The sequence below is a fragment of the Stenotrophomonas sp. B2 genome (genome assembly GCF_014947095.1).
GTDB lineage: Bacteria > Pseudomonadota > Gammaproteobacteria > Xanthomonadales > Xanthomonadaceae > Stenotrophomonas > Stenotrophomonas maltophilia_P.
This window is the reverse complement of the sequence record NZ_JADCQA010000018.1, coordinates 1-13,564: the sequence shown is the minus strand read 5'-3', so window position 1 is coordinate 13,564 and position 13,564 is coordinate 1. Positions and strand designations below refer to the sequence as shown.

The window sequence follows — 13,564 nt, the reverse complement described above, 5'->3', positions numbered from 1 at the left end:
CCCACCTGGAGCACGACCATGGGTCTGGAACTCGTCTCGCCCGGCAAGAACCCGCCGGAAGAAATCAACGTCATCATCGAGATCCCGAAGGACTCGGAGCCGGTGAAGTACGAAGTGGACAAGGAAACCGGCGCGATCTTCGTCGACCGCATCCTGTCGACCCCGATGCGCTACCCGTGCAACTACGGCTACGTGCCCAGCACCCTGTGCGGCGACGGCGATCCGGCCGACGTGCTGGTGGTGCTGCCGCTGCCGCTGGTGCCGGGCTCGGTGGTGCGCTGCCGCCCGGTCGGCGTGCTGAAGATGAGCGATGAGGCCGGCAGCGACGAGAAGATCCTGGCCGTGCCGGTCGCCAAGATCTTCAGCGGCTATGCCCACGTGGAGGACATCGAGCAGGTCTCCAGCCACTGGCTGGAGCGCATCGGCCACTTCTTCGAGCACTACAAGGACCTGGAAAAGGGCAAGTGGGTCAAGCTCGACGGCTGGGGCGGCGCGGCGGAAGCCAAGCAGATCCTGGTCGAAGCGCACGCGCGCTACCTGGAAGGCAGCAAGGCCTGATCCTGAACCGCGTCGCTCCGGTGTGTCCTGCCGGAGCGATGCGGGTCACGTTTCAACACCACGGCACAGCACTCCGGGTGCTGTATTAGGTAAATTGCGTCACTTCACACGTCGTCGACATCCAGCGTCGAGACAGCCAGGGGATTGTGTCGTGCGTATTCTGCTTGTTGGAGATGCAGCCAGCCTGCCGGCCGAGCTGACCGAATTCATTGCCGATCTTGGGGAAGACTGGCAGCCGTTGACCGCCGCCGACGGCCACACCGCGATGACGGCAGTGGCGACGCAGGGCGTGGACGCGGTGATCGTCTGCCCGCAGCTGCCGGACCTCAATGCCACCACCTTGCTGGGGCAGATCCGGACACTGCGCCCGGAAACCATCCGTATCGCCCTGGTCGATGCCCAGCACGGCAACCGGCCACCACCGGCGCGCCTGATCGGCGTTGCCCACCGCTTCCTGCCGCTGCCACTGGCGCCGGAAGTGCTGCTGGAGGCCTTGACCAGCCTGGAAGAGCTGCGCGAGGTGCTGGACAGCCCGCGCCTGCGTGATGCCATCGGCCGCATCGAGAAGCTGCCTTCGCCGCCACACCTGTACCTGAGCCTGACCCAGGCCCTGGAACACGATGACGATACCGACAGCGCCGACGTGGCCAAACTGGTCGCCGCCGATCCTGCCATCGCCGCGAAAGTCCTGCAGCTGTCGAACTCGGCCTTCTTCAGCCAGGGCCGCACCATCGCCGATCTGCGCACGGCGGTCACCCGACTGGGCCTGTCCACCCTGCGCGACCTGGTCCTGGCAAGCGAGGTGTTCTCGGCGCCGACGCTGTCTGCGGCCGAACGCAACTCGCTGCAGCAGCGCGCCCTGCTCGCCTCGCGCCTGGCCGCCCGCCTGCTGCCCGATTCCAGTGCGGAACTGGGTGCCACCGCGGCGCTGCTGGCTGACATCGGCCTGCTGCTGCCGGGCGTCCGCAACGAGCGCAGCGAGCCTGCGCTGGCCGGCGACCTCCGTCCCGGGCACGCCGAAGCCGGCGCCTACCTGCTGGGGCTGTGGGGCCTGCCGATGCCGATCATCGAAGCGGTGGCGTTCCACCTGCAGCCGCAACGCGCCACGACCCGCAGCTTCTGGGTGACCGGCGCGGTGCACGTGGCGCTGGCGCTGGTCAACGGCGATCCCGTTGACGAGGACTACCTGCAGCGCGCAGGCGTACTCAATCGATTGCCGCAGTGGCGTGAGCATGCCAATGCACTGATGGGGCTGACACCCACTGACGCCTGAGCAGCACGCAGGCGACTGCCGTCACCTCGGATGAGGGCGCGTCCAACGGACGCGCCCTTTTTCCTCTCTCAGCGCTGCGGACAGGCGTCCAGCACGCACAGACGCCATTGACGCTCGCACAGGGCCGGGGCGTTGCCCTTGGCCAGGCACTCCAGCCGGAGTTGCTCGCAGTACACACCGCCGCCGCAGACGATGATGTTCTGTGCGGACAGCGAGCCCACCAGCGTTGCATAGATCAGGACGGCGGCCGATACCTGGCGGAAAAGCGTGCGCTTCATATCCATCTCCCAGTGTCCGGTATTGGACGCGCCTACTGTGCTGAATGCGACAAGAGCAGACAGTGACCGCACTCACTTTCCCGACCTGATCAGAATTCCCTTACAGAAACGAAAAGGGCGGACCTTGCGGTCCGCCCTCCTCGTTCTGCTATCGCACTTCGATGGATCAGAAGCGCTGGGTGTACTTCATGTACAGGAAGCGACCCACGTCGAAGCCGCCGTAGTAGGCGAAGCTCGAGTTCGGCTGGGTGAACATGATCGGACCCTTGTGGTCGAACACGTTGTTGGCGCCCAGCGCGATGGTGGCATCCCACGGTGCCTTCCAGCTGACCTGCAGGTCGTGGAAGGTGTTGGAGCCGGTCTTGCGCAGCGGCGACTTCTCACCGTTCTGGTAGCGGTCGGCGTCGTCGCACGGACGGTTGGCCACGCAGGCTTCGTTCATGCCCGAGTAGTAACGCGCGGTGTACGCCACGCCGAAGTCACCCTTCGACCAGGTCAGGCCCAGGTTCGAACGCACGCGGAACAGGCCCGGCTCACCGACACGGCCGATGGTGATGTTGCCACCGTCAGCGTTCTGGCCCTGCTCGTCGTACTTGGCCAGGTAGCTCGTCTGCCAGTCGATCGCGAACTGGCCGATGGCCAGCTCCGGCAGGCGGTACTTGATGCCCAGGTCGTAGCCCTGGGTTTCCATCTGGCCGAGGTTGGCCAGGCCGTAGGTCATGCCGTTGATGTGGCCATCGCCTGCACGGGTGTGCGCGGCGCAACGCGAAGCATCGCCCAGCACGTAGCAGTCACGCAGGATGCGGTCGACGCTGTCAGCGATGATCATGTCGCTGATTTCGTACTTGTACCAGTCCAGCGAGATGTCCAGGCCCTGCACCCAGCGCGGGCTCCAGACCAGGCCGACGGTGGTGCTCTTGGAGGTTTCCGGGGTCAGGTTCGGGTTGGCACCCGAGATGAACTGGTCCGGCGTCGCACACGGGGTCGAGGTGCACGGAATCAGGCCCTGGCCCAGCTGGGTGTAACCGACCGGGACGCCCGCCGCCGAACAGGCCGCGTTGCCGTTGACCGAACCCGGCGCGGTGATGCCGCACGGATCGGTGTACGACTCGAAGCTGCTGCTCAGGCCACCGTACAGGTTGTCGATGGTCGGAGCACGGAAGCCCTCAGCCCAGGTACCGCGAACCAGCAGCTCGTCCAGCGGACGCCAGGTGAAGCCGAACTTCGAGTTCAGGGTGTCGCCGAAGTTGCTGTAATCCGAGTAACGGGTCGCAGCATTCAGGGTCAGCTCCTTGGCAAACGGCATGTCCGCCAGGACCGGCACGTTCAGTTCCAGGTAGACCTCGTCCAGCGAGTACTCACCCTGGGTGGTCTGCGCGCCCAGGCCGGTGGACTGGCCCGACTGTGCGAAGGCATCCGGCGAGAAGCGGCCTTCTTCCTTGCGGTGCTCGACGCCCACGGCGAAGCCCAGGTCACCGGCCGGCAGGGTCACGATCGAACCCGACAGGTTGGCGGTGAAGCTGGTGGTCTTGGTCAGACCGGTATCGGTGAAGTACGGGAACAGGAAGTCCTGGGTGGCCTGGTCGGCCAGCGAACCGGCACCGGCAACGCCGAACGGCAGCAGCGGGTTCCACGGACGGCAGCCGCTGGTGGCGAGCGGATCGGACATGCTGGTGCCGCAGCGGGCGACGCCATCAGCACCGATGAACGAAGCGCCCAGCGCCTGTTCCGATGCGATCAGGCTCATGTCGCCGTGACCACGCTTGGTGGTTTCGTTGCGGTTCCACAGCGCGCCGACGTCCCAGTCGAAGGTCTTGCCGGCGAAGTCGAAGAAGCCGCTGATGCTCGGGGCGAAGCGCAGGGTCTTGACCTGGCTTTCGGTGGTGCGCGGCACTTCCCACAGACGGCGGCGGAAGGTCAGGTCTTCACCGGTCGGGTTGAACGCGCTGTCGGCCGACAGCGGGGTGTCGAAGGATGCCGACTGGTACGGATAGCCTGCGATCTGCTGGGTGGTGTTGCGCTCGTTGTAGAGCACGTCAGCGTTGAACGAGATCGCGTCGGTGAAGTCGTAGTTGCCGTTGACGTACAGCGACTTACGCTCGATACCGGTCTGCACCATCATCTGCTGGTTGGCATTGACGGCGTCAGCGGAGGTTTCCAGACGGTAGTCGGCGCGGTTGGCCGGGTTGCCGCCATCACGCAGGGTGTACCAGCGCTGGTCGCTCGGGCCGACATAGCCCGGCTCGCCCTGCTTCAGGTTCGGGGTGACGCACGGGTCGCAGAAGCCACCCTTCTGGTTGATCGGGCTGGCGCCCGAACCCGGGTAGTTCGGGCCGGCGTTGCCGTCACGGCTGAACCAACGGTCCTTCGCCCACACCGGATCCTGCTTGGAGTACTCGGCGGACATGGTGACACCGCCGCGCTCGCCCATGCTGCCGAGGGTGAACGAATAGGTTTCGGTGTCGCCGTCGCCCTTGCCGTACTGACCGACATAGACGCTGGCTTCAGCGCCGTCGAAGCGCTTGCGGGTGATCACGTTGACCACGGCCGCGATGGCGTCCGAACCGTAGATGGCCGAGGCGCCGTCCTTCAGGATCTCGATGCGCTCGATGGCGGCCATCGGGATCTGGCTCAGATCCTGGTAGCCGGCGGTGGTCGCGCCCAGGCGCTTGCCGTTCATCAGCACCAGGGTGCGCTGCGCGCCCAGGTTGCGGATGTCGACGTAGTAGCCACCGACGTTTTCGCCCGAAGCCAGCGACTCCGAACGGGAGATGGCCGGGGAGCCGGCCGAGGTCAGGTTCTGCAGGACGTCGGCAACCGAGGTGTAGCCCTGCTTTTCCAGGTTCTCACGGCTCAGGGTGACGATCGGCTGCTGGGTTTCAACGGCAGCGCCGCGGATGCGCGAGCCGGTGACCGAAATGCGGTCCAGGTCGGTGGTGCCCTTTGCTTCCGGTGCTTCCTGTGCGGAAGCGAAGGCGGGCGCCAGCGCCAGCGCAATGCCGGCCGGCAGCAGGCCGAACCGCACTGCGGGGTTACGAACGTTCATCAATCTCTCCAAGGTACGTGTTAGCAGCGTGTTAAAACACCCCAGCACGTTACGATTGCGTTGCAGCGCTGTATTTGCGCGAACCAACCAGAGACTTTGCGGATTGTGGCGGGAGCAAGCCGCCGTTTTCCCTGAAGCGCGAAGCGGACTGCCCGTAGCGGGCGCGGAACGCCCGGGCGAAGCTGCAGCAGTTGTCGAAACCACTGGCCGCGGCGACCTCTCCCACCATCATGTCGGTGTCGCGCAGCAGGTCGGCGGCGCGCTCCAGGCGCAGCCGTGCCGAAAGCGACTGCGGGCTTTCTTCATACAGGCTCTGGAACGTCTTGGAGAGATACCAGCTGGAGAAGTTGGTCAGCTCGGCCAGTTCGCCGATGCGTACGACGCGGTGGCTGTTGCCTTCCAGATAGAGGCGGGCGCGCTGCATGCGACCGAACACCTGGCGCTTGCGGCTGCGCGAACGGCCAGGGCAGCGCTGCACGTTGTCGGCCAATCCACGCTGCAGGCCGGCCAGATGCAGCAGCAGCGGGCGCAGGTGCTGCGCCGGGTGGCCACTGGCCAAGGCATCACGCCACAGGCGCAGCGCGACGCGAGCGTCACTGCGGCCCATCCGGCCGCGGCCCGCGTACAGGCCGCAGTCGGCCATCTCCGCCAGCACACGCAGCGCTTCCACGTTCAGGTTCAGGCCGATGCACAGCCCGTTGCGCCCTGCCTGCACCAGCGGGCGCGATTCCTTCTCGAACGCGATCCATTCGCCGTGGCGCAGGCGGAAGCGCCCCTCCTTGGCCTCCACCCAGGAGCTGCCGCGCACCTGCATCCACACGGTGAAGCTGCTGCCCGCGGTCTGCAGGCTGCCGAGCCGGGCCACGCCCAGGCAGGTCGGCACGACGTCATCGAGTGCCTTGTCCAGGGAGACGGATTGGCCACGATCGGCCAGTGAGAGTTGACGCATGGTGCACCACGGATTTGCCAAGTACAGGCCTCCGTTTTGCCCAATCAGGCGGCACCGCGTCAGGAAAGACCGACGAGATCGCCACGAATTCGCGGCGAGATCCCGACGAAAAAATTACGAAGGCCCATTTCCCTTGAACATCAACATCTTGGAGAAGGCCGGGAACAGCGCTGGCGCCTTTTCGGGCAGCCGCATCACGCCGATGTCGGCGCCATCACTGACTGCCAGAGCGACAAACAGGGCCGTCCCGTCTGCGCTGGCGCTGAGTCCGTTGCTCGCGCTCAAGCGCTGCGCGTCCAGACAGCGCCCGGCATCCTCCTGCCCGGCGGCGATGCGGACGAGGATGGTGCTGCAGCGGGTGGAACTGCCGAGATAGCCGATGCTGTCGTGGCCGGCAACCGTCCACGAGCGGTAGCGCCAGCGGCTGGGTTTGTCCTCGCTGATCTGCCGCACGCTGTCCGGGGACAGCGCCGCGTCCGCCGCCCACAACCCCTCCGCCGCCAGGCGGGTGAACAGCACCCGACGGCCTGCGCGGTCAAAGCGGACCTGGGAGACGCCGTCGATGCTCGCCAGCCGCCGCCAGGGTTGGGTGCTGCGATCGAACAGACTGAGCCGCGTACGCTGGTCGGCATCACGTTCGACCACCAGCAGCTGCTCGGGCGTGGCGCCATACAGCGCCTGCAGCGGCTGTTCGGCGGGCACCGGCAGCGGTTGCAGACGCTCGTCGCGGGGTGCGATCTCGTAGACCACCGCGCGACCGTGTGCATCGCGCCCAACCACCAGAAGTTGCCGGCTGTCGGCCGACCAATCGGGGGCCTGCCGTGCTTCCGGGCGCAGGCCCTCGATCGGCCGCAGCGAATCGGGGCGTTGCATGTCCGCCCACCAGAGAGCGAAGCTGCCCGAGCGGTCAGAGGTGAATACCAGCTGGCGACCGTCCGGTGCTGCCATCGGTTGACCGTCGCGGCCGCTGGACGCAAACAGGCGCTCCGGTTCACCGCCCTGCATCGGCACCTTGAACACGCCGAACTGTGCACGGCGATGGACGAAGGCCAGCATGCCGCCATGCCGCGATACCGCCGGCCACTGCGCGTCATCCAGTCCGGCATCACGCAGCGTGCGCCGCTCGATGTCGAGGTAATAGAGCCGCACCTCGCTGTCGACCCGGCGGCCGAACACGATGGTGCGGCCGTCGCCAAGCCAGGCCCATCCGCGCAGCTCGGCCGACTCGCTGGTCAGCTGCTCCGGCGTGCCACCCGCGGCAGGAACCCGCCACAGGTCGCCCATCTGCGGGTTGCGCACGAACACCAGCCATTTGCCGTCCGGCGAATAGCGCGGCGCGTAATCGAAATCGTCCTGATCGACGGCGTACTGCAGCGGCTGCCACTGTCCGCTGGCCAGATCGAGTACTCGGATACCGCGGTGGGCATAGCGGCCCACCATGCTGCCGAATACCAGGCCGCGCCCGTCGGGTGTCCAGTCGAAGCTGAGCAGCTCGGTGCCATCGCAGCGCGTGGCCTGGCGCAACGCGCCGCCGGTCGCACTGGCGATCAGCACCTGACAACCCCCATCGGCGGAGAAGCGGGCAAAGGCGATGTCGCGTCCATCCGGCGACCAGTTCGGGAAGCGATCAACCGCACCCTCAGGAGGAACAAGCAGCTGCCGCGCCGGCGCGTTGCCGGACGTCTGTACCTTGATCGCACCGCCGCCCAGGCCATCCTCGCTGGCACCTTCGTAGGCCACCTGCGAACCATCCGGCGACAGCGTGGGATAGGTTTCGAAGCCTGCGGTGGCGGTGATCAGCCGATAGGGCCGCTGCGGGCTGCCGATCACCCGCGTGCCGTTCTCCACCGCCGCCTCCACCGGAGAGCTGGCCGGCGCACGGCGCAGCAGCAGGACCGTCATCACCAGCAGTGCGGCCAGCATCAACAGGCCCAGCACCAGCAACAATCGACGTCGCAGGTAGCGCCAGCGACGGCGTCGCATGTCCTCCGGGGCTGGCGTGTGCACTTCCACGACCGCGTTGGAATCGCCAGCCGCGCCTTCGGCATCGACCGCCAGTTCCGCTTCGGGCTCGGGCATGGCCTGCACCGGCACGCGCAGGCGGTAGCCTGTCTTGGCGATCGTCTCGATATACGCCTGGCCGTTGTCATCGTCGTTGGCGAAGGCTTTGCGCAGCTGGGTGACCGCCTGCGTCAGCACATCGTTGGTGGGCAGCGTATCGGGCCACACCTCGGCGAACAGTTCTTCGCGGGTGACCACGCGCCCGGGTTGCCGCAGCAGCACACGCAGCACGCCCAGCGCCTTCGGCGTCAGCCGGCGCGGGCGACGCGCGCCGGCAACTTCGACCTCTCGCGAGGACAAAGTGACGACACATTCGCCAATCCGGATCCGATCAGATTCGGTGGGCTGGATTTCGCTGCGGTTCATTTTTTGCTAAACAGTAGAGACAGTTTCCGGGCAGTGTTCGCCTTCGATACCGTCCCCAACGGGGAACAGCGAAAAGCCAGACTCCGCACAAAGCATCGGCGCATACCGCAAAAACAATGGAGCGCGCGAATACTAGCCTATGCCGGTTACCTCGCCTATCGCGTGGTCGACATCAGGCTCTCTCTCGCCGACGCATTCACATAACTTCGCACCATCATTCGCGCCCTTTCGGGCGCGAAATTTTTATCTTCCATTCATTTTCAGAAACGCCGCAGCATGGTCAATCCGACCAGCCGCGAAACCACCAAAGCCACGTACATCACGCCTGAGAACTGCTCCAGCATGACCAGTGCGCGTGCCTCCGGATGCAGCGGCACGACATCGCTCAGGCCGACCCCGGACAGCAAGCTGAAGCTCAGATAAAGCAGCTCCATCCAGCTTCGCTGAGGTCCCTCGCTGCTGCCCTGGAAGCTGCCCGGATACCACTGTTGGCACACCCCAAATGCGAAGGCGAATGCCCACGCGAGCAAGGTGAAGGTGGCGCCGGCCGCGAACAGTTCGTCGCGGGTGACTTTGTGGTCCTGCAGCATGTAGGCGATCAGGGCGCCGGCCGTATAGAAGTAGAGCAGGCTCTCCAGCAGCTGCGCGGTGGTCACCAGCGCGGCGCGGTCCAGCAGCGCGCCGGCGATGGAGAACACCACCGCCGGAATCGCCAGCAGCAGTGCCAGCCATGTACCCAACGGGCTGCGCTGGACCACCCACAACGCCAGGCCCAGCACCGCCATTCCAAACATGCCCAATGCGGCGCGGCCGGCGGCCGTGTCGTCCAGCGCGGGATACAGCATCACCGCCAGCAGCTGCGCGCCCAGCAGCCACGCGGACGGATGGCGGCGGGCGATGGCCAGCCAGCGGGTGGTCACGGCAACAGGCATGGCGTCCCTTCCCCGGAAAGATGGGCGGAGGATAACGGGATGCGCGTGAGGCGCGCGATGCAGCGCCGCCGGGGCACGCCCGGCGACGCCAGTCCGATCAGCCCTGCTGGTAGACCTCCGCGCCCGCAGCGCGGAACTGCTCGGACTTCTCCTTCATTCCGGCCTCGGCGTACTCGCGCACGTCCTGGGTGATCTTCATCGAGCAGAAGTGCGGCCCGCACATCGAGCAGAAGTGCGCCAGCTTGTGCGCGTCCTTGGGCAGCGTCTCGTCATGGAATTCCTTTGCCTTCTCCGGGTCCAGCCCGAGGTGGAACTGGTCTTCCCAACGGAACTCGAAGCGCGCCTTGCTCAATGCGTTGTCGCGGACCTGCGCGCCCGGATGCCCCTTGGCCAGGTCGGCCGCATGTGCGGCGATGCGATAGGCCATGATGCCGTCGCGCACATCCTGGCGGTTGGGCAGGCCAAGGTGTTCCTTCGGCGTCACGTAGCAGAGCATCGCGGTACCGAACCAACCGATCATCGCTGCGCCGATGGCACTGGTGATGTGGTCATAGCCGGGCGCGATGTCCGTGGTCAGCGGCCCAAGCGTATAGAACGGAGCCTCACCACATTCGCGCAGCTGCTTGTCCATGTTTTCCTTGATCAGCTGCATCGGCACGTGCCCGGGACCTTCGATCATCGTCTGCACGTCATGCTTCCATGCGATCTTCGTCAGCTCGCCAAGCGTTTCCAGCTCGCCGAACTGCGCCGCGTCGTTGGCGTCTGCGATGCAGCCCGGGCGCAGCCCATCGCCCAGCGAGAAGGTCACGTCGTAGGCCTTCATGATTTCGCAGATGTCCTCGAAGTGCGTGTAGAGGAAATTCTCCTTGTGATGGGCCAGGCACCACTTGGCCATGATCGAGCCGCCGCGACTGACGATGCCGGTCACCCGCTTGGCGGTCAGCGGCACGTAGCGCAGCAGCACGCCGGCATGGATGGTGAAGTAGTCCACGCCCTGTTCGGCCTGTTCGATCAACGTGTCGCGGAAGATCTCCCAGGTCAGTGCCTCGGCACGGCCATCGACCTTCTCCAGGGCCTGATAGATCGGCACCGTGCCGATCGCCACCGGCGAGTTGCGGATGATCCACTCGCGGGTCTCGTGGATGTGCTTGCCGGTGGACAGGTCCATCACCGTATCGCCCCCCCAGCGGATCGCCCACACCAGCTTCTCCACTTCCTCGGCAATGCCGGATGACACCGCGCTGTTGCCGATGTTGGCGTTGATCTTGGTCAGGAAGTTGCGGCCGATGATCATCGGCTCGCTTTCCGGATGGTTGATGTTGTTGGGCAGCACCGCCCGGCCACGGGCGATTTCGTCGCGGACGAACTCCGGGGTGATGATCTTCTGGATGGATGCGCCGAAGGCTTCGCCCGGATGCTGCTGCAGCAGGCCTGCATCGCGGATCGCGTCCAGGCGCTGGTTCTCGCGGATGGCGACGAATTCCATCTCCGGCGTGATGATGCCGCGGCGCGCATAGTGCATCTGGGTGACATTGCCACCCGCACGGGCGCGGCGCGGCAGGCTGCGGGCCGGGAAGCGCACCGCATCGAGCTTCGGGTCGTGCTCGCGATCGCGGCCGAAGGAAGAGCTCAGGCCATCAAGCTGTTCGGTGTCACCCCGCGCTTCGACCCAGGCACGGCGCAGGGCCGGCAAGCCCGCGGACAGGTCGATGCGCACGTCAGGATCGGTGTAGGGGCCGGAGGTGTCATACACCGTGACCGGCGCGTTCTCTTCGCCGCCGAACAGGGTCGGCGTGCGGCTCAGTGTGATCTCGCGCATCGGCACGCGCAGGTCCGGGCGCGAGCCGGTGACATGGATCTTGCGCGAGCCGGGAATCGGCCGGGTCACGGATTCGGAGAGTTGCTGGGCCTGTTGCTGCAGGGCGGAGAGCTGTGCGTTCATCGGGCATCGTCCAGGAGGGTCAGGGACGAAGCGGCGGCGCACTGCCCCCGCACGCGGACGGCCCTTGGGCCGCGTCCGGGTTCGGTTGCATTGCAAAGCTTCCCTACGCCGGTATGAGCCGGATCAGGTTCCAAGGGACTGTCTCAACCGTGGCCGATGGCCGCGGTACCCCCGCTTCTTGCCGGCATTAGACCATAGAAGTCCTGCAACAGGGCGAGCCCACGGGGCGGCTGCGCGTCACGCGACATTGATGAATTAACGCAACCATGACGTCGCGTTCAGTAACGTGCACGCGCATCGTGTCGCTGCGACCGATGACGCATCGCCGCCATCGCGGCCCCTGCCCGGCTAGCGCTCGAGTGCCGCCGGCCCCTCGCTGCAAGCATTTGCTCGCTCCCTCAATCCCTTTGATCGGAGAAGCTCCTTCATGGTGTTTCGTGTTTCCATCGCACTGGTCCTGTTGCTGGTGCTGCTTGCCGGCGTAGCACCCGGTCCCTTCAACGCCGTGGTGCAGAGCATCCTCGGCGAACTCATCCGCGGCATCGGCTGGCTGTACCTGCTGGTGGTGTTCCTGGCGCTGGTGTTCCTGATGTACCTGGCGTTCGGCCGCTTCGGCAACCTGCGCATCGGTGGCGAAGACGCCGAACCCGAATTCTCGCGGGCCAGCTGGATGTCGATGCTGTTCGCCGCCGGCATGGGCATCGGCCTGGTGTTCTGGGGGGCGGCCGAGCCGATCTCCCACTTCAGCAAGCCGCCGGAAGGACTGGCACCGGAAAGCATGGACGCCGCACGTGCAGCGATGCGCTATGCGTTCTTCCACTGGGGCCTGCATCCGTGGGCGATCTACGCGCTGATCGGTCTGGCAATGGCATGGTTCCAGTTCAACCGCAACGGCCGCGGGCTGGTCAGCGACATGCTGCAGCCGATCATCGGTCATCATCATCGGGGCTGGATCGGACGGATTGTCAACATTGCCGCGGTGGTGGCCACGGCAATCGGTGTGGCCACCACGTTGGGCTTCGGCACCATCCAGATCGCAGCCGGCATGCAGCGCGTGTTCGGCGTGCATGCCGGTGTGCCGCTGCAGCTGACCATCATCGCCGTCGCCTTCGTGTTGTACATGGCCTCCACCCTCAGCGGCGTGGAGCGCGGCGTGAAATGGCTGTCGAACTTCAACCTGGCACTGGCCGCCCTGCTGCTGGCACTGGTCCTGGTGCTCGGGCCGACCGGCGCGATCTTCAATACCTTCACCACGACGCTGGGGTCCTACCTGAACCAGCTGGTGACGATGAGCCTGCGCATGTCACCGTTCTCCTCCAGTACGTGGGTCGCCGACTGGACGATCTTCTACTGGGCCTGGTGGATTTCCTGGGCACCGTTCGTGGGTTCGTTCATCGCGCGCATCTCGCGTGGCCGCAGCGTGCGCGAGTTCGTGGTGGGCGTGGTACTGGCGCCGACGCTGCTGGGCTTCTTCTGGTTCTCGGTGTTCGGTGGCACCGCGATCTGGTCGCAGATCTTCGGCCATGCAGACCTGGTACAGGCGCTGGGCAATGGCTATGAGACCGTACTGTTCACCCTGTTCGACAGCATGCCGCTGCCATTGCTGCTGTCGTGCATCGCGCTGGTTCTGCTGATGATCTTCTTCGTGACCTCGGCTGACTCGGCGGTGCTGGTGCTGGCCAGCATGTCCACCGACGAGGCAGGCGACCCGCCCGCCAAGCGCAAGCTGGCCTGGGGTGTGGGCATCGCGCTGATCGCAGGTGCGTTGCTGCTGGCCGGCGGCCTCGACGCGCTGCAGGGCATGATCACGATCTCGGCACTGCCATTCGCGCTGCTGATGGTGCTGGTGATGGTCTCGCTGTACCGGGTACTGGACCAGGAGTACACGCGGGAGCGGCGGCAGGCACAGCGCCAGCGGCACATGATCGATGCGTGGATCGCGCGCGAAATGGCGGCACAGGAAGAAACCCAGGCCGAAGCAGCGCGCGCGCAGGATTCGGATTGAGGGTGTTCGGCAGCCTGCGCCGGAAAAACACGAAGGGGTCGGATCCGTTTCCTCTGGAAAACGGATCCGACCCCAACCCACAGCGCGCGGCTGTTGCTGTTGCTTTTGATCGTCTTCTTTCTCTTCCGTGGCTGACGCGCACGGAAATTGTCGG

Annotated in this window: 9 protein-coding genes and 1 riboswitch; of the genes, 3 read left to right on the top strand and 6 right to left on the bottom strand. The window is 65.7% G+C overall.

What is annotated here, in order from left to right; genetic code table 11:
• Positions 1-18 precede the first annotated feature (18 nt).
• Both ppa and IMX13_RS17540 read left to right on the top strand, forming a co-directional pair.
• Positions 19-558, top strand: a complete 540-nt coding sequence (ppa, locus tag IMX13_RS17545; RefSeq protein ID WP_053519183.1) for an inorganic diphosphatase — start codon at positions 19-21, stop codon at positions 556-558.
• A 151-nt stretch (positions 559-709) separates the two neighbouring features.
• A complete protein-coding gene (locus tag IMX13_RS17540; protein ID WP_053519181.1) occupies positions 710-1,831 on the top strand; it encodes an HDOD domain-containing protein in 1,122 nt (373 codons plus the stop codon).
• Between the two features lie 68 nt (positions 1,832-1,899).
• On the opposite strand, the gene IMX13_RS17535 is transcribed toward IMX13_RS17540, so the two are convergent.
• The 6 genes from IMX13_RS17535 to thiC all read right to left on the bottom strand — a co-directional run bounded on the left by IMX13_RS17535 (position 1,900) and on the right by thiC (position 11,405).
• A complete protein-coding gene (locus tag IMX13_RS17535) occupies positions 1,900-2,109 on the bottom strand; it encodes a hypothetical protein (RefSeq protein ID WP_053519179.1) in 210 nt (69 codons plus the stop codon).
• Positions 2,110-2,275: 166 nt separating this feature from the next.
• Positions 2,276-5,155, bottom strand: coding sequence for a TonB-dependent receptor (locus IMX13_RS17530; RefSeq protein WP_193396834.1), 2,880 nt, complete (start codon positions 5,153-5,155; stop codon positions 2,276-2,278).
• 49 nt (positions 5,156-5,204) lie between these two features.
• Positions 5,205-6,104: a helix-turn-helix transcriptional regulator gene (locus tag IMX13_RS17525; protein ID WP_053519175.1), complete on the bottom strand. Its 900-nt coding sequence runs from the start codon at positions 6,102-6,104 to the stop codon at positions 5,205-5,207.
• A 114-nt stretch (positions 6,105-6,218) separates the two neighbouring features.
• Positions 6,219-8,531 (bottom strand): winged helix-turn-helix domain-containing protein, encoded by a 2,313-nt coding sequence (locus tag IMX13_RS17520; RefSeq protein ID WP_111186802.1) that lies wholly within the window; start codon positions 8,529-8,531, stop codon positions 6,219-6,221.
• A 260-nt stretch (positions 8,532-8,791) separates the two neighbouring features.
• A complete protein-coding gene (locus tag IMX13_RS17515; RefSeq protein WP_193396833.1) occupies positions 8,792-9,463 on the bottom strand; it encodes an ion channel in 672 nt (223 codons plus the stop codon).
• Between the two features lie 97 nt (positions 9,464-9,560).
• Positions 9,561-11,405: a phosphomethylpyrimidine synthase ThiC gene (thiC, locus tag IMX13_RS17510; protein WP_065175099.1), complete on the bottom strand. Its 1,845-nt coding sequence runs from the start codon at positions 11,403-11,405 to the stop codon at positions 9,561-9,563.
• Between the two features lie 82 nt (positions 11,406-11,487).
• A riboswitch (TPP riboswitch) is annotated at positions 11,488-11,588 on the bottom strand.
• Between the two features lie 244 nt (positions 11,589-11,832).
• Between thiC and IMX13_RS17505 the strand changes: the two genes are divergently transcribed.
• Positions 11,833-13,410 carry a BCCT family transporter gene (locus IMX13_RS17505; RefSeq protein ID WP_053519166.1) on the top strand — a complete coding sequence of 526 codons (1,578 nt, stop codon included), beginning with the start codon at positions 11,833-11,835 and terminating at the stop codon, positions 13,408-13,410.
• Positions 13,411-13,564: the final 154 nt, after the last annotated feature.

What these genes read in the sequence shown, in the direction of transcription:
- IMX13_RS17535 (WP_053519179.1), bottom strand. Translation starts at nt 2,109, where the DNA reads ATGAAGCGCACGCTTTTCCGCCAGGTATCGGCCGCCGTCCTGATCTAT.
- IMX13_RS17530 (WP_193396834.1), bottom strand. Translation starts at nt 5,155, where the DNA reads ATGAACGTTCGTAACCCCGCAGTGCGGTTCGGCCTGCTGCCGGCCGGC.
- ppa (WP_053519183.1), top strand. Translation starts at nt 19, where the DNA reads ATGGGTCTGGAACTCGTCTCGCCCGGCAAGAACCCGCCGGAAGAAATC.
- IMX13_RS17525 (WP_053519175.1), bottom strand. Translation starts at nt 6,104, where the DNA reads ATGCGTCAACTCTCACTGGCCGATCGTGGCCAATCCGTCTCCCTGGAC.
- thiC (WP_065175099.1), bottom strand. Translation starts at nt 11,405, where the DNA reads ATGAACGCACAGCTCTCCGCCCTGCAGCAACAGGCCCAGCAACTCTCC.
- IMX13_RS17505 (WP_053519166.1), top strand. Translation starts at nt 11,833, where the DNA reads ATGGTGTTTCGTGTTTCCATCGCACTGGTCCTGTTGCTGGTGCTGCTT.
- IMX13_RS17515 (WP_193396833.1), bottom strand. Translation starts at nt 9,463, where the DNA reads ATGCCTGTTGCCGTGACCACCCGCTGGCTGGCCATCGCCCGCCGCCAT.
- IMX13_RS17520 (WP_111186802.1), bottom strand. Translation starts at nt 8,531, where the DNA reads ATGAACCGCAGCGAAATCCAGCCCACCGAATCTGATCGGATCCGGATT.